23 protein-coding genes are annotated in these 22,421 nt (G+C 46.7%); 22 read left to right on the top strand and 1 reads right to left on the bottom strand.

The genetic code is table 11. From position 1 onward, the window contains the following. The first annotated feature begins 54 nt into the window (after positions 1-54). From GS398_RS16160 to GS398_RS16070, 19 genes are all read left to right on the top strand, one after another. Positions 55-576, top strand: a complete 522-nt coding sequence (locus GS398_RS16160) for a hypothetical protein (RefSeq protein WP_160907812.1) — start codon at positions 55-57, stop codon at positions 574-576. A 312-nt stretch (positions 577-888) separates the two neighbouring features. Beyond that, the gene (locus tag GS398_RS16155) at positions 889-1,281 is read left to right on the top strand and encodes a hypothetical protein (protein ID WP_160907811.1); all 393 of its coding nucleotides are present in this window, start codon (positions 889-891) and stop codon (positions 1,279-1,281) included. A gap of 151 nt (positions 1,282-1,432) precedes the next feature. Then, the gene (locus GS398_RS16150) at positions 1,433-2,083 is read left to right on the top strand and encodes a hypothetical protein (RefSeq protein ID WP_160907810.1); all 651 of its coding nucleotides are present in this window, start codon (positions 1,433-1,435) and stop codon (positions 2,081-2,083) included. A gap of 10 nt (positions 2,084-2,093) precedes the next feature. Continuing rightward, on the top strand, positions 2,094-2,681 hold the full coding sequence (locus tag GS398_RS16145; RefSeq protein ID WP_160907809.1) for a hypothetical protein: 588 nt from the start codon (positions 2,094-2,096) through the stop codon (positions 2,679-2,681). 3 nt (positions 2,682-2,684) lie between these two features. Continuing rightward, positions 2,685-3,779, top strand: a complete 1,095-nt coding sequence (locus GS398_RS16140; protein ID WP_160907808.1) for a major capsid protein — start codon at positions 2,685-2,687, stop codon at positions 3,777-3,779. Continuing rightward, the gene (locus GS398_RS16135; protein ID WP_160907807.1) at positions 3,779-4,261 is read left to right on the top strand and encodes a hypothetical protein; all 483 of its coding nucleotides are present in this window, start codon (positions 3,779-3,781) and stop codon (positions 4,259-4,261) included. The genes GS398_RS16140 and GS398_RS16135 overlap by 1 nt, the downstream gene beginning before the upstream one ends. A 22-nt stretch (positions 4,262-4,283) precedes the next feature. Further along, the gene (locus tag GS398_RS16130) at positions 4,284-4,607 is read left to right on the top strand and encodes a DUF6706 family protein (protein WP_369410266.1); all 324 of its coding nucleotides are present in this window, start codon (positions 4,284-4,286) and stop codon (positions 4,605-4,607) included. Positions 4,608-4,945: 338 nt separating this feature from the next. After that, positions 4,946-5,386, top strand: a complete 441-nt coding sequence (locus tag GS398_RS16125; RefSeq protein ID WP_160907805.1) for a hypothetical protein — start codon at positions 4,946-4,948, stop codon at positions 5,384-5,386. Beyond that, positions 5,383-5,796 carry a hypothetical protein gene (locus GS398_RS16120; RefSeq protein ID WP_160907804.1) on the top strand — a complete coding sequence of 138 codons (414 nt, stop codon included), beginning with the start codon at positions 5,383-5,385 and terminating at the stop codon, positions 5,794-5,796. Before GS398_RS16125 ends, GS398_RS16120 begins: the two co-directional genes overlap by 4 nt. A gap of 4 nt (positions 5,797-5,800) precedes the next feature. Beyond that, positions 5,801-6,643: a hypothetical protein gene (locus tag GS398_RS16115; protein WP_160907803.1), complete on the top strand. Its 843-nt coding sequence runs from the start codon at positions 5,801-5,803 to the stop codon at positions 6,641-6,643. A gap of 63 nt (positions 6,644-6,706) precedes the next feature. Beyond that, positions 6,707-7,198 carry a hypothetical protein gene (locus GS398_RS16110; protein WP_160907802.1) on the top strand — a complete coding sequence of 164 codons (492 nt, stop codon included), beginning with the start codon at positions 6,707-6,709 and terminating at the stop codon, positions 7,196-7,198. Positions 7,199-7,275: 77 nt separating this feature from the next. Then, positions 7,276-7,467: a hypothetical protein gene (locus GS398_RS16105; protein ID WP_160907801.1), complete on the top strand. Its 192-nt coding sequence runs from the start codon at positions 7,276-7,278 to the stop codon at positions 7,465-7,467. 1 nt (position 7,468) lies between these two features. Continuing rightward, positions 7,469-11,407 (top strand): tape measure protein, encoded by a 3,939-nt coding sequence (locus tag GS398_RS16100; protein WP_160907800.1) that lies wholly within the window; start codon positions 7,469-7,471, stop codon positions 11,405-11,407. Between the two features lie 9 nt (positions 11,408-11,416). Beyond that, positions 11,417-11,659 (top strand): hypothetical protein, encoded by a 243-nt coding sequence (locus GS398_RS16095; protein ID WP_160907799.1) that lies wholly within the window; start codon positions 11,417-11,419, stop codon positions 11,657-11,659. A gap of 3 nt (positions 11,660-11,662) precedes the next feature. Continuing rightward, the gene (locus GS398_RS16090; protein WP_160907798.1) at positions 11,663-12,079 is read left to right on the top strand and encodes a hypothetical protein; all 417 of its coding nucleotides are present in this window, start codon (positions 11,663-11,665) and stop codon (positions 12,077-12,079) included. A 2-nt stretch (positions 12,080-12,081) separates the two neighbouring features. Further along, entirely contained in the window at positions 12,082-12,309 is a 228-nt protein-coding gene (locus GS398_RS16085) for a hypothetical protein (RefSeq protein WP_160907797.1), read from the top strand. Positions 12,310-12,518: 209 nt separating this feature from the next. Further along, positions 12,519-14,099 carry a hypothetical protein gene (locus tag GS398_RS16080; protein WP_160907796.1) on the top strand — a complete coding sequence of 527 codons (1,581 nt, stop codon included), beginning with the start codon at positions 12,519-12,521 and terminating at the stop codon, positions 14,097-14,099. Positions 14,100-14,110: 11 nt separating this feature from the next. Next, entirely contained in the window at positions 14,111-15,004 is an 894-nt protein-coding gene (locus GS398_RS16075) for a hypothetical protein (protein WP_160907795.1), read from the top strand. 9 nt (positions 15,005-15,013) lie between these two features. Further along, the gene (locus GS398_RS16070) at positions 15,014-19,015 is read left to right on the top strand and encodes a phage tail family protein (RefSeq protein ID WP_160907794.1); all 4,002 of its coding nucleotides are present in this window, start codon (positions 15,014-15,016) and stop codon (positions 19,013-19,015) included. 465 nt (positions 19,016-19,480) lie between these two features. On the opposite strand, the gene GS398_RS16065 is transcribed toward GS398_RS16070, so the two are convergent. After that, the gene (locus tag GS398_RS16065; protein ID WP_160907793.1) at positions 19,481-20,416 is read right to left on the bottom strand and encodes a hypothetical protein; all 936 of its coding nucleotides are present in this window, start codon (positions 20,414-20,416) and stop codon (positions 19,481-19,483) included. Between the two features lie 167 nt (positions 20,417-20,583). Between GS398_RS16065 and GS398_RS16060 the strand changes: the two genes are divergently transcribed. The 3 genes from GS398_RS16060 to GS398_RS16050 all read left to right on the top strand — a co-directional run bounded on the left by GS398_RS16060 (position 20,584) and on the right by GS398_RS16050 (position 22,286). Then, the gene (locus GS398_RS16060) at positions 20,584-21,165 is read left to right on the top strand and encodes a glycoside hydrolase family 108 protein (RefSeq protein ID WP_160907792.1); all 582 of its coding nucleotides are present in this window, start codon (positions 20,584-20,586) and stop codon (positions 21,163-21,165) included. A 66-nt stretch (positions 21,166-21,231) separates the two neighbouring features. Beyond that, entirely contained in the window at positions 21,232-21,486 is a 255-nt protein-coding gene (locus GS398_RS16055; protein WP_160907791.1) for a hypothetical protein, read from the top strand. Then, a complete protein-coding gene (locus GS398_RS16050) occupies positions 21,483-22,286 on the top strand; it encodes a hypothetical protein (protein ID WP_160907790.1) in 804 nt (267 codons plus the stop codon). The genes GS398_RS16055 and GS398_RS16050 overlap by 4 nt, the downstream gene beginning before the upstream one ends. Positions 22,287-22,421 lie beyond the last annotated feature (135 nt).

The raw sequence follows: 22,421 nt of genomic DNA, 5'->3' as shown, positions 1-22,421 counted from the left end.
TTACAATATTACGAATAACAAAAATAATTTCTGGTTTTATGATATCTTGCAATTATGAAATGGTACTTACATATTTTGCCCGCCGTTATTACCGTTGTCGGCAACATAATATTTTATCTCATAATCAAGGGCCGTATTGATAATAAGATAGAACGGTACAAAACAGTGTTTAACGGAATATTCAAAGAAAAGATTGAAGTTTATCGAGCGTTTTTGAAGCTTAGCCATTCGCTAAGTTACAAGCTGTATGTTTACCAAACATTTTTAAACGACGCGTCCCCTGCGGAAATTAGACAAGCATTTAACGAAATGATTGAGCATTTTTCGATAAATGAACCGTTTATAAGTGTCACGCTCGTTGAGAAATTTAAAACACTTCAAAAGGAACTACAAGAATGCTTTGAAGCTATATTCAGGTACAGTAGCATGCTAACAAATGATCCGAGCAATTCCGGGAAATACGAGGCGGCCTACGTTGAAGCCAAAAATAAGTTGCAGGGATCAACGCTATTGAAGGATTTGGAGAGGTCGATAATCTCAGAAATGAAAAAAGATTTGGGGATTGATAAGCTTTAGAATATTGGTACAATACGAGTATTTTCGCGATTTTTGAGGCATGCAAGACGACAATCACCTATCAATACAGGAAATGATAACGATAGTTTCGGCTTATAAGGCTGATCCCGAAGTCATCAGGCTCGAAAAAGAAATTAATTGGCTTTACGACACATACACCGAACCATTTGTGCTCCCTAATGCGGAAATAACCAGGCGTTGGAAGGATCATGAGCCGCACAGCCGATGGATATCACTTACAGTTGCGTTAAACGACTACATTGAAAAATATCACCCGGGAATGAACACGGCCATAAAAAATAAACCGAAATTATGAAAGCGACAGATGTAAGAATTGGAAATATCGTCAAAAGTCTTAATGAAGAAGTAGAATACTGTATTATCGAAAGTATCACCAAGACCAGAATTACAGGTACCAATAATAATACTCAGGGCCGGTTCGTCAGCAAATGGAATAGCGGGTCTGACTTTTTTCAGGGCCTGCCTCTTACTGAAAAGTGGTTAACAAAGCTTGGATTCTCTAAAATAACAACTAGCCACGACCTGGCGTTGGGTAACTTCCGATGGAATTCCAAAACTGGTTTGTATTACGAGCGGGAAACTGAATCTGATGTCGTTGAGATCGATCTGAGTCATATTGAACATGTTCACGAATTCCAGAATTGCTATTTCGCTATTACCGGTGATGAGCCATTCTTAAGGTAAACCTGTCACACTTCGTGCGTAATCCCCGGCCATCTGTCGGGGATTTTTGTTAAAATCAGACCATTTGCCAATGGTGACATTTTAGCGAGCCGCCTACAGAAGCATCTCCCCTGGTTCGCGATACTTTTGGGCTTTAATCACCTAATAAACCATGAAGGATAAAGTATTGGCGTTCCTTAAACTTAAATACAAGGGTAAGGGCCTTTCTAACACTTATTTAGAAGCACTCGCTGCCAGAATTGACGCAAAAATTACTGAAGAATCGGAAATTGAGGGCCAAGTTGCGGAACTCGATGATCTGATCCAGGATGCTGCAAAAGAAGGAGATCGCCGGGCTACTTTGGCGCTTAAGGCTCCAAAGAAAGAGCCTGCGCAAGAAACTACAGAAGAAGGCAGTGCTACTAAGCCGGTAGCCGAAGATCCTGACATGCCATCATGGGCCAAAGCGCTTGTAAAATCCGTCGAGGGTTTGGGCACTGTGGTTACCGGCATTGTCAAGGAGAAACAAACATTGACCATCAAGTCGCAACTTGAAGCTAAGCTGAAGGAGAAACAAATTCCGGCAGCGTTACTGAAGGGGCGCGTTCCCGAGAAAGAAGAGGACATTGATACTGTTCTTCAGGAAATCGAAGCTGACTGGTCAGAGCTTAAAGGGTCTGGCGTTGTAAGCAATCCGCTTGGCGGGTTGGGACAACCTCCGGCCGGTTCCGGTGGCAACAACAGTGGTGATGCAAAAGTTAACCCAGATGTCGTTGCATTCGCAAAAAAACAAGCTGAAGCCGCGACCAAAAAAACTGCTTAAAAATAAATTTATGGGATTAGGATACAAAAGAGCCTTCTCTACCGGTGACATCCCGGTATGGCAAGGAAAAGGAGAAGATCTCCAGACCGCCCAGGGGGGATTTCTCCTGGACACTACCGGTCTGGTCGCCGGCGCGATCCTGAAAGCCGGCACGCCGATGATCTTCAATGAGGCGACCCGCACCGCAAAGGCGATCACCACCGGCGTCGTCTATGAAAACGCCGGTGGCTCGGCGACCGACTACAAAATCGCGAAAGGTAGCCGCTTTAAAGTTGGGGACAACTTCGGAGCACGAACAGCCAATAAGGCTTACCCTATCACTGTGATCGATACTTCGAATGCGAACTATGATCTGGTGACTGTAGGTACCACGATCGGCGCCGTTTCTGCCAACGATTTCGTGTTCGCCTCAAGTACGACCGGCGCAAACAACTCTTCGTTTGGAGGTGTCAACGGCCTGTTATGGAAAGACACCAAAGTTGAAACTGGCGAAAGTGTAACGGTGATCATCCGCGGAACAATTTACGCCCGCAGGGTGCCATACTCGGTCGATCTGGAAGCGGCACTGCCGAGAATCATTTACTCTCAATCGTATTAAGAAATGGCTATTGTAGCATCATTATTCGGAGACCTGGCTCAGAGCCAGAATCTCCAGGCGCTGATCGACAACTCGGTCGACGCACTTTACACGCAGTCTATCTGGCGCCAGTATCTTGATTGGGGCTTACCACAGACCGACCTTACATTCGCTACCGCCATTGGCAGGTCCCGCATTGAAGCGGCTGCATCAATCGTTGATCCGGATTCTTCGGCACCGCTTCGCAGCCGGGCCGCCCTCGAGAAACTCGATGGTAAGATCCCGACGATGAAGGAAAAATTCAGCCTGAACCAAGATGACTATCGGAAGCTTCGCGTGCTTCAAACCTTGCCGATTTCGGACAGGGAAAAATTGAACCAGCTTATTGCGAAACTTTGGAATGACGTGCAGAACGCTGCAACTTCCACCGATCGCCGGCTCGATATCATGTTCCTCCAAGCCGTATCAACTTTCCAGGTGGATGTCACCATCACCAACAATCCTGACGGCGTTGTTTTTGGCACAGTAGATTTACTGGCCAAGGCGGATCAGAAAAGGACCGTCACCACGGTGTGGACCGACAACGCGGCCGATCCCTTTAAGGACATTCGCGATGTGGTTCGCTACGCTGCGCTGAGTGGCCGCAAGTTCAAAGAGATATGGATTGATCAGGAACTCTGGTTCACGATCCAAAACCTCACGAACGTTAAGGCGGCGATCTCCGGTTACCAGAACCCGGGCAGCAATGCGAAGTTCCTCGTGACGCTCAATACCGTTAACGAATTCCTGGTAGCCAACGGGCTGCCGATGATCAAACTCATTAATGAGCGTAGGGGCATCGAAAAGGACGGCAAAGTGGATACCATCAATCCCTTCAAAAAGGAAAATGTTGTGTTCATCCCTGAAGGAAAGCTCGGGATCGTTCATAATGCGATCTCGATCGAGGAATGGGAAAAGGTCGCTGGTATCAACTACGCGAAGTACGATCGCACCATCGTGTCCAAATGGCATGATAATGATCCGTGGAGGGAATATACCGCGGCAGAACTGAACGCCTTCCCGGCGCTTGAAGCGATTGACGGAATCTTTATTTTACAATCAAATATCGCCACTGTATAATGAAGCCTGAGCAGAACCAAGCCAAGGAGACCGCACCAGGTGCGGCTCCTGCCGCCGGAGCAGAAAACGGCGAACAGACTACCACTGCCGAAAACACAGGGACCTTGCTGGTTTCTGAAACACCGGACTGGGTGGACCAGATTCTACAGTCAAATCAGGCCGTAGTCGATTCCAACGAGAAAGTAATCGCGGCAATCGAAAGCTTTAAGGAGCATTCTGGAGAGTTTATACACGAGTTGGTCAAGGAGTTTACCAATTCCGCTAAGGCCGGCTCGGGAGATATCGCTCAGGAAACGATTAAACGCACGGAGTTGGAAGTAAAGGCCAGAGCAAAGTACGTTGTATCCGACGGCAAAGGCTTCGTAGATAAGGAAAAGGATCGACAGTTTAATTCTGGTGATCACGTGACCGGACTGAACTCTGACCGCCTTAAGATTTTGCTTAACCAGGGCGTTATCCAGGAGCATTCATCTGCCGAGTAATCGGCGCATAGTTCTTTGAAGCATGACAGTTAAAGAGGCCTTGCGAGGACAAATTGAGATACCGGTGTCGGATTTAGCGGTGGATAAAGCGCTCATTGACCAGTCGGTCGATGGTAACGCCATTTACACGAAAGATGATGAAAAGTCGGTAGACCTGAGCCTTGCAAGGCTTTTATTAAGCGTCATCCTGCATCCATCCTCCGTGACAGAAGGCGGGTATAGTTTAAGCATCGGCCAGCGAGACGACTTTCTCAATTTCCGGAAACTGCTTTTGAAGAAATGGGGCGCGCCTGATACGGCTGACCTGGGGAATAACGACAAAATTGGGACCGCGAGTCCCTGGTGATATAACCTTTCGGTTATGCAGGTTATGATAACTCAGTATCCTCATATCATCTCATTTCAACCAGGAACTGGAAACAGTTCTCGGGATGGTAAGGGTGATTGGATCACACCCTTGCCAGGCGAATCTGTTAATGTTCCTTGCCGCGCAGAACCAAACGGCAAGGGCGCGGTGATCAATGGAGCCGACGGGAAGCAAATAGTTTTCGATTGGGCGATATTTTTCCCTAAAGGCACAGGGGAGATCCGAGTTGGTGTGGAGGTTACATTGCTTGGCCGAGACGGTGAGTTTGGCAAGGGAACGATAACGAGATTTTCATCTGGCCAATTGAATTGCAGAGCATGGGTATAAAGCCAAATTTCACAGCAGCCGATATCAAAAAGGAAATAAAGCGAAAGCTTGGCCTCCTGGATGATGCAATTTTTAGGCTTTTCCATTATGTAGGCGAGTCGTTTGTTGCTAACGCGCGAACGAATGGCACCTACATCGACCGAACCGGCAATCTGCGCCAGTCTATAGGGTACATTATTTACAAAGACGGGAGTAAAAGAGCAATAAGCTTTCCCGGAGCTGTACCTGACGGACTTAAGGCTGCAAGGGACGCATTCAACGAAATCCCCTCTGCTGACAGGAAGGGTTACATCTTAATTGTCGTAGCTGGTATGAACTACGCAGCGGCTGTTGAAAGCAAAGGTTACGATGTGCTCACAAATAGCTCGGATAGAGCGGAGTCGATGCTAAAGCAACAGCTTGAATCATTGTTGAGGAACTTCCAAGCATGAAGACGAATTTAGAAATCGTTCAAATCGTTTACGATATCACTCGTGAGAGCCAAGTTGCGTCGATCATTTCTGGATCCGTTTATAAGCTTAAGCGCATCGATGGATCACATCTTGAAGATGTGGTCATCAATTGTTTAGGTGCATCAAATGAAGCAGTTCAATACTGCTTAGTGAACATAAACATACACGTGCCTAACCTAGTCCTGTCAGTTGACGGAGCTAATGTCGATCGATCTCAGGTAGATTTCGTTCGTCTTAATCAGTTGACAAAAATGGTGATCGAGCCGCTGAAGGACTACTGGGGCGATGATTATAACATTGAGATTGATCAGGTAACAACATTCGAAGAGAGAGACATTTTCGAGCACTATCAAAACATCAGATTAAATTTTAGAACACTTAATAAGTAAAAAAATGGCGGAGAAATTTTTATGGGGAGTCGAAACTGTTGAGTTAGGCACCCCCGGCGTAAACGGTGCTGCACCTACCGGTTGGGTCAGATTTGAGGATATCACAGATGATTCGGTTTCACTGACGATACCGGAGCAAACCACCAATGACATCCGGGTAGAAGACAAACCAGGTATCCGGTTGTCGCTTCCATCTGATACAGAAGCTGCTACATTGAATCTCGGCACCATTAACGCCGAAGGTTCCAAAATTGCTACTGTTTCCGGTGGTAGTTATGTCGAAGTTGATGATGAATTCACCCCACCGGCGGATACAGTTATCGTGGAAAAGGCAGTTCGCCTAACAACAAAGCCGCTGAAGGGCAAAAAAGCCCAATTCACGTTCTTCCTTACCAGTTTAGCCTATAACTTTAGCGGAAACTTCACCCGGAGCGGCGTGGTTTCAATGGGTGTTATTGCTAAAATATTGACACCTACTGATGCAAATGGCGTAGCGCTTCCACCCTGGAAACTTAAATACCTTAATGCTGGCGGGTCCATACCGACTTCCTGGGATACTACCCTTACATTCGCTTCGAGCGGCAACGCATCAGGCGGAGGTATTTCAGCGGCAACCAGTGGCGGCGCGGATCCCGATAAGGCGTTCAAATTCAACGTAATCAATCCTCACGTCGGACTTCCGAAAGACATGGAGATCTTCATTGCATCTTCAAACGTTGGAACAATTTCGTTTACGGCAGAATACGCTGGTGAATATTTCTCATTCACTGCAGCGGACGGGATCGAATACTACGGCATTTTTGCCGAAGGCGACGTTGTCCTTACCGTTATGCCTGAATCTGAATAATCAACCCGAATACCATTAACATAGGCAGGCACGGAACACTCCTGCCTGCCTATTTTTTTTCTTATGGAAAGACTAGACGTTCTTAATAACCTGGGTGCTGCGATCACGCAGGAGAAAACTGAAATTGAGGTTGGTTTGACATCGCCTGAGTTTTTTGAAAGCGTGCTAATTAAGCTGAAGCTTAAAAAACCGGTAAAGAAATTTTACCTCAAGCCACTATGCCTGGGACCAATGATCAGGATTGCGCGGATACTACTCGCAGTTGACTTAAAAGAGGTAGATGTAAAGAACTTGCTCTCCACCGGGTACCAGTTGCTTGACAAACACGGCGAAGATGTGGCGCGCGTGATAGTCCTCGCCATCAAGAACAACAAAAAAAAGGTTTCCCGGGCAGACATCGATTTCGTTCTTCAAAATTACGAGGCGAAGGAGATCCTGTCCGCTTTTCGTGTGATAGTCGACAAGATGGACGTGTCGGCTTTTACAGCCTCTATCGCTTTGATCAAAGGAAACATAAAGATTCTGGAAGACGAAGCGAGCCCGGCGAGTACATAGGGGAAAATAGCCTATGGGGGACTATCGGATCCAATATTAAATATTTCCGATACACCTATGACCAAATATTGTGGAAGATGAGTTATCAGAATTTTCAGATGCTGTCGGCCACTATTCCTGATCAGGATTTCGATACCGAAACCGACGAACAGGATAAGTCATCAGAATTAAACGAACAGATCAGCAAGAAAACTAAAAAGAGAGCCAAAGCCACAAGTAAAAATACAGTGATCGCTGAGGATTTTGAAAAGCTGCTAAAGGGAATTTGAAATGGCTGTAAGATTTCGGCAGAATGGAAGTATGAACTGGACGGCGTCGCTCGACGACGATCCGCTGCAGCAGACTGCCGAAAGAATTGAGCAGCGGTTCCTGCATTTGTCCCAAACCATCCAGCAACAAGGTACGCAGTTTGATAATTTCGCAAAAAAGGCTGCGCAAGCTGTTACCGGCTATTTCTCGATAAGTTCTATTACGAGTTTCGTCACATCGATGGTGGCGGTCCGCGGCGAATTTCAGCAGCTGGAGGTTGCCTATCGGACCATACTAAAAAGCAAGTCAAAGGCCGATGCGCTGATGGCCGAAACCGTAAAGCTTGCAGCGGTTACGCCCTTTACTCTCACGGAAGTCGCATCCAGCACCAAGCAGCTCCTTGCGTATGGTGTAGGGGCTGGCGAAGTGACCAGCACGCTCGAGCGACTCGGTAACGTCGCGGCCGGTGTCTCGGCGCCGATCGGCGATATTGCTTATCTGTACGGCACCCTCCGCACACAGGGACGCGCCTACCAACAGGATATTAACCAATTCACAGGGCGGGGTATTCCTATCATCGCAGAGCTCGCCAAGGTATTTAAAGTAACCGAAGGCGAAGTGCGTGGCTTGGTGGAAGCTGGTAAAGTCGGTTTCCCACAGATCGAGGAGGCATTCAAGAATATGACCGGATCTGCCGGGATATTCTACAACCTGATGCGCGAGCAATCGAAAACGCTCACAGGGCAGCTCTCCAATCTTTCAGATGCTTGGGATCGGATGCTCAATGACATGGGTGAAAGCAATGAGGGGGTTTTCAATGCAGGGATCCAGTCGGCGATCTACCTGGTAGAACATTACCAGGATGTTATTGACATCATCAAGGTACTTATCGTGACCTACGGCGCTTACCGGGCGGCCCAGTACATCCATATTGCCTTGATGGAAGCGCAAATGACTGCGACCAGTTTGCTCGAGGTGATGAGCGCACGACTTGACAAGGTTATGAAGGCATTGAACGCCACGATATCTGCAAACCCCTATGTCTTGGCCGCTACCGCCATTGTTGCGCTTGCGACAGCCTTCTACGTGTACTCGGACAGCCTCGATGCCGTAGGTGAAGCTACGAAGGAGGCGAATTCACAGCTTGATATTGAACGCAATAAACTGCAGCAGCTGCTGGATGTCGCCAATAATGAAAATCTTTCGAAAAAGGCCAGGGAGAGGGCAATCAAGGATCTCAATAAGCTGAGCCCGGAGTACCTGGGAAACCTTAACCTTGAAACCCTAAAAACCGATGACGCGAAAAAAGCACTTGACAATTATGTCAAGTCGCTTGAAAAATCGATCCGGTTAAAAATTCTGAACAAAAAGCTCGAAGACCTGATCAACCAGGAAAACGAGGGACCCGGGTTCGGCACGAAGATGCTGGATCTTGTCTTCAATGGCACAACCGGGGGCGTGAACGCGTTTGCACTGAATTCGACTATCAATAACGCGCTTGAGCAGCAGAAGGTAAAGGATCAGATCAAGAAGCTCACCGAGGAGGTTGACGAAGAAACAAGTAAAGTAACTGAAAAGGTTAGGCGGGATATCGCTTCAATTGATGCTGACATAGCGAGTAAAAAGGCTGAACTGGCAAAAACCACAAATAATGCTGAGTATAAACGAGTCGAAGCTGAAATAAACGCTCTCGAACGTGAGAAGGCTCGTATTACTGGTATCGCTACAAAAGCGTCAAAGGAATACAATAAATCGCTGGAAAAGAAGGCTGAATTGATTGCAAAATTGGCTGCGCTGAATGAAAAATATAGCGTTGCCACCGAATCCCAGGAAAAGCAAAAGCTCGCTGAGATTAAGGGTGACTTTGCTGCTTTACAGGCAGAAATTGATAAACTAAATAAGAGCAAAAAAAACAAAGCGGGCGCGCTAAATCTCAATCTTGCCCCCGCTCTTCAAAAGGCCATCAATGATGAAACAGGTCTCCAAGAGGTCGAGCGGACCAAAACGATTATTGAGGAACAGAAGCAGCTTTTCAATGACTATGAGGCTTACAAACTGGAATACGGCGCAAAAAATGCCGACCAGCGTTTTGCTGAAGAGTTGCGAGGCTATGAAACGTATGTCAAGTATCTCGAATCGCTGACGCCTGTTGAGGGTGATTTATCGGTACGCGCTAAAAAGTTAAAGGAGTACCTGGATAAGGAACTACCAAAAGCCAAGAAAGAGCAGGCAAATAAGGAGTTCGACTATAACATGGCGAACCTAAAAAGGGTACTGGACGAAACCCGGACGGCGAAAGTTGAGGAGGCGCGGATCGAAGCAAAATTCGAAAAGGATCTGTCAATTCTTCGTACGAAATTCAAAGGTGAGGAATTCGAAGCAAGGAAAAAGCAGCTTGAGCGGAATCGTGCCATAGAGCTAGACGGCGTGCGAATAATGGCGTTTGAGGAGACGAAGATCGCCCAGGATATGGCAAAAAACCTGTTCTTTATGACGCGGGAGCAACTCAAAGAGCAGATCAGGAATTTAAAGAACGACCTTAAAGATAAATCCCTTACCCCTGCCCAAAAAGAGGCCGGCAAGAATGCTTTAAACCAAGCTCAAAACCTGTTGAAATCGTCAGGCGGTACGGGTTTGGAGGCACTTTTCCCTGAAGCCGTCGCGATCAAGGAAGCATTGGATAAGATTTCCAAATCCTTCGGGATGGCGTCGCAGGATTTCGCTGAATTATCCGGCGCCTTCGAGGGTGTCAACGACGAGCTCGCGTTCACACTTTCAACTATTTCGCGGATCACCGGTGTGGTGTCGAATGTGGCCGGAAAGCTGGCAGCTGGCGATCTGTTTGGTGCAATTACTTCCGGCATCGCCGGAATTATGAGTATCAATAAGAGGGTAAAGGAAATGAACGCTGCAGCCCGTGCAGAGGTCCAAGCCTATTACGATACGGCTTACAAAGGCGAAGTTCAATATTTGGCATTGCTTCGCGAGCGAGCCCGGGAGCTTGCCGCCCAGGAAAAAGGTACGCTTTCCAACATTCAAAAGCAGCGCGTCCTTCTTGCTACGCAAACATCGGACATCGATAGAAAGTACCAGGAGCTTTTCAATAAACTACAGAAGCAGCAGTACGTGGCCAGTGTCGACTACCAACACGGCACCTGGTTCCGAAAAGCGAAAGTTACCCAAAATATGGCGGGGCTGTCAGGCCTGACCTATGAAGAAATAGAGAAGCTTTTCACTGAAGGCAAATTGACGAATGGAGCGAAGGTGCTTTTCGAGCAACTACAAAAACTGAAAGAAGAGGGTGGCGACGTCACTGAAGCTTTGGCATCCGTGGCTGCCAAAGCAGCGGAAATTTTTACCGGCACGACGGCAGAGGCGATTACCGACACGATCGCGGACGGATTTGCAAACGGATTTACGAAAGTCGAGGACTTTGCCGCCAGCACCGAGGACATTATTCGCAAGGCCCTTTTAAACGCTCTGAAATACCAGGCGCTCGAGGGGCCTATCAAAAAACTATACGAGCAGTTCGCGAAAGACGCCGAAAGTGGCGGTGCGTTGGACGCTTCCGAGATCGCGGCATTTACTGCAGGCATCAACAAAACGATCACCGATGCCGCGCTCTTTGCTGATCAGCTGCAGAAGGCGACCGGGATCTCCCTGGGGAAAGTTACAGATAACTCGGCGAACAAGAACAGCTTGAAAGGCGCGCTCGCATCTGCATCCCAGGAAAGCATAGACGTGCTATCCGGATACATGGCTTCCAACCGCCTGATTCAAATTGATATGCTGGCGATCGGCAGACAAAAATTAGCCTCGATCCTTCAAATTGAAATTTATACAGGCAGGACAGCTACCAATACTGACAGGCTGGCAAACATTGAAACAGCGCTGGTTTCAATAAATAAAAAAATGGATATACCCGTCGACGCATTAAGGTCTGGTGGGCGAATTCCTTAAACGAATATCATGGCAAAAAATAATATAACAACGGCTGATCAGGCACGCAAGGCGGCCCTGGCAGTAAACGAAAATGGAAGCGTAGCAATTTTCGACCGGATCAAAGCGATAGTTGAGTGCGGCGGATTCTATTTGGATGTTAAACATGAATTGTCAAAAAATACGCTGGAAAAGCTGTCTGAAGGTAAGTTCCTGATCATTACTTACAAGGACGATCGCGTAGACGGAACTGTTCATCGCATTAAATGGTAACCGATGAACGCTAAGGGTTTATACTTTTTGGAGGGCTTGGATATGTGGCTTACCTACGGATGGGCTCCCCTATCCGGCAGCGACGATTTCGTTCCGTTTCCGGAACGAAAGGATCCACCTTCTCATGACTGGGGCGACGAAGACGGAATAGAGTATGATCTTACAACACCTGTTTTTATGAACCGGCAGGTGACGATTGGCGGAACCCTTCATGCTTCCAGCAGGACCGATTACAATATCAAGCGCGCCGCACTATGGAATGCATTAAAGGCTCCTGGACAACTTGATCTGATGGTCGCCGATTTGGGCACCACCTATCAAGTGTTTTACAGCAAATCCTCCGGCAAAAAATACACAAAGATCAACGCTAACAAAGTAGTCGTCGAACTGAATTTAACTTTTACAATAATAAATGTATAAAAATGGCTATTAACATTAAACCCGGTCCTAACCTATTGATAGCGAAGGCCACAGCAGAACTCGCGGAGGTTTTCGATGACGACAACCTTGCTTTTATCTATCGCCTTGAAGGTAGTTATGATTCATGGAAGCCCGGGCGTCCCAACAACGCTATCGAGGAACTCGAAATTGATGTCAGCTATCTGGTGATTGCTACGGCTGAAATGGATCTTTCAGCACTATTTTATTAAGCATGCCGAACAACCTAAAAACTGGGCCTAACGGCAGACGCGCTACCCAGGCAGTGTCCTTATCGACGATTTTCAACGCGTCGAACTGCGGCGTCGTGTACGCTATCTCTGTACATCCTATGACCGGTGAGCGAAATTACTCCAGCTGGAAGCCGAATCGGTCTGTAAATTTTTTTGATACCACTGTTCCGGGCGAGGTTTATATGATTGTGTCACTGTCTGAAATGGACGTCAGCAGCTATTTCGAGCCACCGTTCGAGGAACTACAATCGATAGTTAACCTACTTTTCACATTCGAAGAAGAGGAGGGTGAACTGGAGGCGACTGCGGAATTTGAGCGCGTTAAGTATGGCATGCACGCCTTTTATAATTGGGAGGCTGACGACAGCCAAAGGACTATGTACGAACTGGCTTTTAAATTTCTGCTGGGAACTATGCACGATGGAGTACCAGCAGGAGACGGTCAGCAGTACCCAGGCAAGCGCGAAATACTAACGGACGGTTGCGGTAACTTTGTGCTTCCCCGTTGCACACATGCGATCTTTACGGTAGCTACGAACGGAAATCCGTTGGTAGGTGGAAGCAATCCCGTTTATATTACCTGGCCGCAATTGGTAGAGATGTACGAGAAGGGTTGGTCTATCAGTGATCATCAATGGGGCGGAACCGCTGTTTTCGGCGGTTACGAAAATCGCTATCAGCAGGTGGAAAAAAACCTGGAACTGATCTATGACGAAATGAAAAGTCGCGGTGTTGACGTTCGCGTTAACGCCGGTGTCGTTCCCAACAATGACCCTGGTTATGTAAGCGTTTGGGCACATATCAAGGATTTCGCAGGGATGTCTTCCCAAGGCTTCGGGACTTATGCAAATGATGGCTACCCGATTCAGTACATGGCAGACAGCGGCAAGCCGCCGGGGTTCGGAAACCTTCAAAAGGTTTACGATGCCATAGACAACGGAGATCCTATTTTACTGGCCCGTGTGTTTTGGGAAAACTCGCTAACGCTTGCCAGTGATGCAGTGGACGGCCTGGCCGGCGAAATGGCGGCGCACCCGGACCAGCGGTTTATTATCAGGTGCGGAAGTCACGGACCTACATACGTTTCCGGTGATCCTACCGAATGGAATACCTGGAAGGCTTATATGAACAAGGTATTTACGTTACTGGGGGATAAGATTTGCTTTGCCTCCACCCAAGAGACTTGCGAATATATGCAGGTAACCAGGAAGGTAATTAAAACCGAAACTATCAACGAAGACGGGACCCTGACCGTGCAGCTGGACTATACCGGCGTACCGGCTCATTACCGCTGGCAAGACATTACGCTGAAGCTGACCGCAAATAAGACTATAGCTGGCATTACGCAAACCGGAGGGGCTAGGATCGAAAAGGACGTAGATACGGGCATCGTAAATATAATCCGGGAAATCACATCCTTTGCTGACCCGTCGCTGGAAGTTGATCCGCCCGAAATACTAGCTGCAAATATTGTTACAGGATCGGCAAACAAGATCAATTTAACGCTAAGCGAACCCGTCTTAATGTCGGTGTTTTCAGCCTTTAGGATCGCCGATACGGTAGAAAATCAGGCTTTACCATCCACCCATACCGTTACAGGCTTGGAGGGGTCCGGCACGTCCTGGCGGCTTGTACTCGGTTCTAACGTGGTCGCTGGCGAATCGGTCAAGCTATACTATTCAATGCAAACCGGGGACGTGCGCTCCGTTGCAGATTCATCAAGAAAACTACCCGCTTATTGGGGTGCAGCAGTTAACAACACAATTTAATTTTTTAAAAGATGGCAGATAATATTTTTAAAGGACCAAATGGCCGGCAGGCCTTGGTCGATTTCGAATTTGAAGGAAGCATTTTCGATACACCCGATTGTTTAAGGATCTACGGCGTAGTTATCAATTTCGACGAAGAAACAGATGAGGAAATTGATCGAACCTATGGCAGTTGGGAGCCCGGTCGCCCGAACAATGCAATTACGTCAGCTGTTGCCGGCGAAACTTACATTTTCATTATGGTAGATGATCCGGAATTTGCCTTGGATGCGAGTGAACTTGTTGGTCCGCCGCTTGTAGCCCCTATTTATACCGTTTTGACTGGTGATTATGTAACCGGGTTACCCCTCGAACATGCTACGGTCTCTGATGATGGCGTAGATTTCGTTACAACCGGTGGCGTGTTTGGTCGTGCTCGCACCACTTTACATATTCCTTCAGGGGTACAGGGCTATGTAATGATGGGTATGGAACAAACAGGTACAGCATCGATGATTCTTGATACTGTTCCAGACGGTACAGCTCAACCAGCAAATGAAGGAACGCCACTAGAGATCAACGGAAACCTGACCAACGGAAGAGTATCAGGAAAGAATTACAGCAATACACACGCAGGAGGCACCACTTATCCTTACAACTTTTACAATACAGCGGATCAGACAGGGTCTGCAACATTTCGAATGCGGATCTTACTACTTTCATCCACCGTAAAATTCCAGTATACTTTAAATGTCGGCTCGGATCCGGATACTGCTACCTGGATTGATCTAACCGCCGCAAATGATGGGGTAACTAATACCTGTCCGCGGCCGTCAGGTAACCTTTATCTGCGCTTCTTTGCATTTTCTGGTTCAGCGCATGCCTACATCAACAAACCAAAAGGCAAGGGCCTGGTACCCAACTAAAATAAATCGATGAATTACGACATTTTAAGGGGCAGTAGCTTAATTGCTACTGTCTCCCCTTCTGGCAGTATTGAAAGGGCGATAATGGGTCCTAATATCGCAAACATGACTTTTGAGCTTAGCAGCTTGATTCATTTCCGTGTGGGCGATCATGTCGTAATACAGGGACAGAATTATTACATAAACACCGAGCCGGATGTAAAAAAGGAAAGCTCTATCAAGTTCATTTATTCTTTGAAGCTGGAGGTTGTTTTATATGACCTTATACGATCGAAGTACTTTTTTTACAACAGTGAGAATGTCCTTACCAAGTCCGAATTCTCTCTCATGGGAAACGCTGAAACGTTTATCGACCTGTTGCTTTTGAATGTGGCCCGCCGGCAGACCGGTTGGATAAAGGGCACTGTGGATGTGACTGACACTCGGATGCTGACATTCAATAATGAAAACTGTCTTACTGTACTTTCACGCTTGGCCGAGGAATTTAAAACCGAGTTTTGGATCGAGGGTCAAACGATCCATCTGACCAAACGGGGGAACCTGGTACCTTTGGAACTTCAGTATGGCCGGGGTAACGGCCTTTATAATATTGAGAGGATTCAGCAGCAGGATAAGCAGCTCGTAACAGTATTGTATGCTGAGGGCGGCGAAAAAAACATTCCTGCTGACTACCGCGGTTTTTCTTCGCGATTGCGACTGCCATCCCCTCTGCTTTTTCTTGAGAGGAACGTTTCCCAATACGGCGCCCGGGAAGATACGATCGTATTTCCTGAAATCTACCCTAAACGGATCGGAATTGTGACAGCAGTTGGTGATGAATTCACCTTCACTGACACGGGGATCGACTTCGACCTAAATTTGCAGCTGATTGACAAGGTGAGCGCGAAGGTAGAGTTTCAAACTGGATACTTGGCCGGGAATAAATTCGAAATTGAAGCGGGGAGTTTTGACTATTCGAGTAAAACAATGCGACTGCTTGTCAACCAAGAAAGAGATCTGGTCATGCCTTCGTCTGCTTTTAAGCCTGCGGTGGGCGACAAATATATCATCAGCGACATTATCATGCCAAATGCATATATTCTAGCCGCCGAACTCGAATTGCAGACAGCTGCTCAAAATTATCTGAATCTTAATTCAGATGCGCGCAAAATCTACCAGGTCACCTGCGACAACATCCTTTTCAAGCAATACAATTACAGCCTCACATTGGGAAGCTATATAACGCTTACAGATGATGATTTCGGATTTAGTGATGCAATTCGGGTACTGGGGTTCAGCCAAGACTTACAGGACCCGTCAAAAATTACGAATCTCAACCTGTCCGAACAGGTTGAGATCAACCGCTACACCAAACAGGCCAATGCACAGGAAAATATTGAAAAAGCAATCAGGCAAAGTCGCCTATTCGACGTTAACCGAGCCAGGCTAAATTGGAGAACCTCTCAAGAGCTGAAGAATTTGGTTTTCGATCCTGATGGCTATTACTTCAGCGAAAGCATTAAGCCGCTTAGCATTGAAACGACGATGATTTCCGTAGCAGCTAAGTCACAGCAGTTCGTTCTTTCTGAAATCATCTTCCAACCTAACTATTTAGGGGATTCGGCGAAGTTCCGTTCTTCGGCCGGTAAATTGGATCATTTTAGTATTTCGGAGGAAATCAAGACATGGAATATATCTGCTTTCAGCAGTGACACGTTGGCTCCGGCCACTGCATACTACATTTATGCGAAGTGCTCCAAAGTGGGGATAGCAGGCACAATAGTACTTTCCATCAGTCAAATGACCGTTGACCAGGATCCCACAGATTATTATTTTCTGATCGGCGTGGTGCATTCTCCTGTGGGGTCGGTACGAGGAATATCCCTAACATACGGGCAGACCGCAATTAACGGAAAGTTTATCACAACCGGAGCGATTTTTAGCACGGACGGCCTCACATACTTCGATCTTGACGCGGGCGTTATTGGCGGTAAAATCGCGTTCGCATCCGGCACCACCGGGTACGACAACATTGCAGATAAGCCGGATCTTTCCAGCTACATAGACGCGGAGTATGTCGACTTGCTTATAGCTGATTTACAGGATCAAATTGATGGGCAACTTATCAGCTTTTTCGAGCAGCACGATCCTACCACATCTAACGCGCCGGCGATTGACTGGACAACGCCCGAATTGAAGGCCCAACATGCTAATGACACGTTTACTAATACCGATACCGGGGCCTCATGGCGTTGGGTGCTGGTATCTGGTGTTTGGGGTTGGGTTCCCATCGCGGATACCGCTACAGAACAGGCTTTGGCCCTTGCCGGTGAAGCCCTAGATACAGCGGACGGCAAACGGCGTGTTTTCGTTGCCACACCCACAACGCCTTACGATGTAGGCGACCTTTGGGTACAGGGGTTCAGCGGCGACATTATGCGTTGCCAGACAGCCAGAACCAGCGGCATCTACATGGCTGGGGACTGGATAAAAGCATCAAAGTATACCGACGATACGGTCGCGGAAGCTGCTGTTCTTGCCGCCGGTAACGCAGCCGCGGCCGCCGGAATTGCAAATGCCCAGCTGGCTGATATTGCCAACGATGGAAAACTTACACCCGGTGAAAAGCACGCTACAAAGGGTGAATTTGATTCCATTACCGCGGAAAAGGCTGCGATTGAAGCCCAGGCAGATAATTACCTTATCACCACTGAAAAAACGGCTTATACCACTGCCTATAATACCCTATACACATATTTGGGTACGCTCAATTTGAGCACAAGCGGTACCGAAACCATTACGGCCGCCGACTTCCGAGCCAAGTTCGCCGACTATTACGAAAAACGGCAATTGCTGCTGAAGGCGTTAGCCGATAAAGCTAAACTGATAGCTGATAATGCCGGTACTGCCGCCGCTGCAGCTGCATCATCAGCTGCCACAGCAAACGCATTGTTGGCCGATATCGCCAATGATGCCAAACTTACACCCGTAGAGAAAAAAGCGGTTAAAAAAGAGTGGGAAATCATTCAGGCCGAAAAACCAACGATCGACGGCCAAGCGACAGTATATTCCATTACCACCGAAAAAACGGCATATGATACGGCCTACGATGCACTAGATGCCTACATAAGTCCGAAACTCACCAGTTTAACTACCACCGAAACGATCGTTTCCGCCGATTTTAGGGCGGCTTTTAAAAACTACTACGACAAAAAGGTCCTTTTACTGAAGAAAATATCGGACCTGGCAGACGGTAGAATTAACACAGCACAAGCAAGTGCCGCCAATGCCATAGCAGACGCACTTGCTGCATACAACGCCGCCGGAGGCGTAGCATCAGACCTTTCCGACCTTTCGGGATCTTTAGGGGGCCTGGCTTTTGAAGATCTGATTGGCGCAGCTCAATTGGATTCAACGATAATCGACGGTGGTTACATTAAAACTACCCTGATAGATGCGGAATGGATCAAGTCAACGGTGATCACCACAGATTACATTTCCGGCTTGGATTTGGATTTTGTTACCGGCACTATCGGGGGTTGGACCATTGAAGCAAGCGCGTTGACGGCGGAAAGTGTCATAAAGGATGGCGTTGTTATAAGCGGAAATCCGCATGTTCTCATTCGCGGGTACATCGAGTACCAAAACAGCGGTGGAACCGTGATCGGCTATCAGGAAGCGGCTTTCGGCAATGAACTGGAAGATCACATTTCTGGAGATCTTAACAGCGAGCTCGCCAGGCTGATCAACCACAGGCCATATATCACCAGTAGCGGAAGCCCCAGCCAAAACCACGCCCTTTATTTAAGTGCAAAAGGTGCCGATAATAATTTTGCCTTAGAAACAAACGGCGGCCGTATTCAGATTTCAGCCACGGAAATTGGTGATTATATCCAGCTTTCGAGTCCTGATATTTATTTAAACCCAGGCACCCTCCATATAGGAGTTGATACTGGATATAGTGGGATCGTTTTCACCTCTTCAAACCCGACACTCAATTTTACCAAAGGAATATTAGTAGGAGTATCATAATATGAAATTTGACCCAAAAGAAATCGTAATCATGGATTTAGCCGGTAGAACACTTAACGTATCGGACCTTAACAAATCCATAGGAAATTTTATCTACCAGCACGCGCGTACGCTCGATTGGCTACCAATTGCCCAGTCCATTCACGCAAATGATCCTGCCGAGCTTAGTGAAATCCAAATCAAGCAGCTGGAGGTGTTGGTGTCCGCTGACACCTGCCCGTTTATAGTCTGCGTAAAGGATGCAATTCTAAGATATCTTTCGCAGCTAAAAAGTGATCATTGACCGATGGCTTTAGCTAAAGCCACGCAGGGTATTATGATAAGCTGCAAAAAAAAAGGTCACCAATTGGTGACCTTAAAATTATTGGGGGGATATCTTATCCTCCGGTATCAATATCTGATAACAAATTCTGGAATTTTTCACTGATGGCCATAGTGTTTGGTTTAATATTTCAAAAGTAGTAATTATTTTATCTTTTTTATTATCGCGATATATCCTTGTTTTGGGTACAATATGCCCTGATATTCTTTCTCTAAGAACCCCTGCGATTCGTTGTTTGTTTTAAATTTCTGCAGGGTACCAATGTCGATAAAATCGAGTGTTAATCCGGCATGTAGGAACTGCACCATAAAGTTATGCCTAATATAAGAACTTATCGCACCAATTATATTATCACAACGTAAAGGGTAACGTTTTTTTACAACCATTTCAATGTTATACCCCGATTTGCCGGATAAGGTTACTTCATACCGCGTTTTTAGTCGCTTGTTTTCAAAACTGGACTGGTGGGATACATGCTGTTCTTTTTCATTTACTTTAAACTTCAATATTTCGAAGTTCACTAGCTCGGGGCAATCCCCGCAATGAATCGTATTTTCAAATTGGTGCACAAAAGTTTCATTCGGCTCAACAGGTATAATCGTAAACCTCGTCTTTTGTATAACTTCAACAATGTCCTCTGCATCATCAACGACTTTTATACTAACATGTTGCTTATAATTGTCATAGTATTGCACGGATGTGGTTGGAAGATAAATTTCCTTGACGTCTTTTGTGACCTTTTGGCTAATTGCAGGAAATTTATTTTTCAAGAGCTCCTTAGTGATTTTCTCCCAGTATTCTGGCAGATCAACCCGGTTTCTTAAGTATTTTACGTCATAAATTATTTCTATTAACTCTTCCTTGAATACTCCCATAAACTGAATACTCTTCAGCATTAAGGCGAATAACGCCCCGGCAAGCATCGTTTTTCCTAACCCTGACCATAATTCTGCGAAATGGTCATCGTCGAAGTTTGCGAAGGTTCCAAAGAGAAAAAGCAGCAAACCAGTTATAAAGGATATCCATGGAACGGCACCGAGAAATGTTTTGTTGTTGAATATTCGAGTAATAACGTTCATTTAGATAATTTCTTTAAATATATATCTAATTATTTTTTATTTCCAACATAGGACAATTGTTATCAAAAATATTTCGCCGGAGGATATGTTGTGATCATTGACCGATGGTTCACCCTTAAATTATCGGAAGGGCCTTTCCAGCATGAACTTTGAACAAAACAAAAGCAATGGCAGATTTCAACAAAGCATTCCAGGTAACAATTGGTCATGAAGGCGGCTATGCGAATAATCCGCTGGACACCGGTGGAGAGACCGTCTTTGGTATCACCAGGCGCGACCATCCCAATTCTTCAATATGGCACGCGGTTGATCAGCACAAGAAAAACCATGGGATGCCGGCCGCAGTGGCAAAGATCAATGCTGATAATTTCATTCTCGAGGGTGCAAAAGCTATTTATTACAGTTCCTATTGGCAGATTAACCGGCTCAATGATATCAATGATCAAGCTATCGCGAATGAGCTTTTCGATACCGGGGTAAATCAGGGTACCGGTCAAGCAGCTAGGTACCTCCAGCGCGCGCTGAATGTCACAAATAAGAACCAAAGGCTATATCCCGATCTTGTGATTGACGGTAAGATCGGAGCTTATACGATCAACGCCCTGAACAGTCACCCGGATAAAGCTTTGCTTTACAAAATCCTAAACGTAATGCAGGGATCCCGATACATCGAAATCATGGAGAAGGCGCCCAGTCAGGAAGCGTTTGCAGTGAGTTGGTTCAGCCGGGTTGATTTAACAAAAAAGTAATGGGCCATGCAAAATCATATACCGAAAATAACCTTTTTGCAGGTCGCGAAATATCCGGGTACCTACATGCTGATCATCGCCGTGTCCCTGATGTGGTTCTTCGTCTACAAGTTCGGCGGGGCCTCTGACCAGGTTAATATAAACTGCGAGGCTGAAAAAGCGCAGCTGAGGTCTGACCTTGCAACTGTTCGGCAGGAGAAGGACGATCTGGTGCAGGCGCTACTCGTGAAGAACGGAATAATAAATGAGATCAAAAGAAACACTGACAGCCTAGTAAGGAACCGGGTAGGCAATGAGGCCAAACAAATAATAAAACGATGATGAAACACTGGACACTCGCAACCGTGATCGCCTGCTTACTGCTGGCGGTCGGAGCCATAATTTATGCTTTTCATGAGAAGTCACTTCGTGACCAACAGGAGGAAGCGTTGCTGGCACAAAAGAAAACTGTGCAAGCCGAAGCCACCATCATCGCCCGCAAAGTCGATAAAGAGGGCCTCGAGCATGTGACGATAGCTGCGGCCGAAAATATTATCTCTGCCAGCCATGCAAGCACTACCGCAGTTAGCGTCGGAATATTGGACACGACAGCAATGGCCATTGGCATACTTAAAAAGCAAATCGAAAATCTCACGCTGATCAATACCACCCTGAAGGCAGATAACCTGCGCGCGAAAATGGAACTGGATGAAAAAAAAAGACCAGTTTATTCGTACTCCGATAAATACCTTGATCTTGCCTACCGGCCTGGAAATCCCACTGACAGCGCGGACCGGGGATCCTTTGATTTCAAATACAACGCCGATCTTAACATTACCCAATACTGGAAGCGCCGGTGGTTTCTTGGAGCAAAAAAGAGCTTCATCGATATCTACAGTAACGACCCAAGGACGACTGTGAACGGTGTCAAGCGGCTATCAGTCGTTCAGAATGAGCCCCGCTTCGGTCTTCGGGTCCAAGGGGTTACCGGTTACAATTTAACGACTGGCGCCACCTCCGCTGGCCCGGGCATCCAATTCGATTTTAAAAGATTCAGCTTTCAGGGAAGTTACCAGTACAATTTCCAGGAACAGGAATGGCGGCCGGGCCTGCAAACACGAGTTGATCTCGTTCGTTTTTAATATATTTGTGAATGAGATTGCGTCACGTGTTAACAGGACAAACGGGGACCTTTTTAAAGGAATATACTCCCTCTGGTAGATTGTCAACGATTCAGATAGGGTTAGATGATGGGCGAATTTACTTTGCGCCCGCAC

Source organism: Hufsiella ginkgonis (assembly GCF_009834915.1).
Taxonomy (GTDB): domain Bacteria; phylum Bacteroidota; class Bacteroidia; order Sphingobacteriales; family Sphingobacteriaceae; genus Hufsiella; species Hufsiella ginkgonis.
Note: the sequence above shows the minus strand (reverse complement) of the source record. Positions and strands in the feature narration are given on the sequence as shown.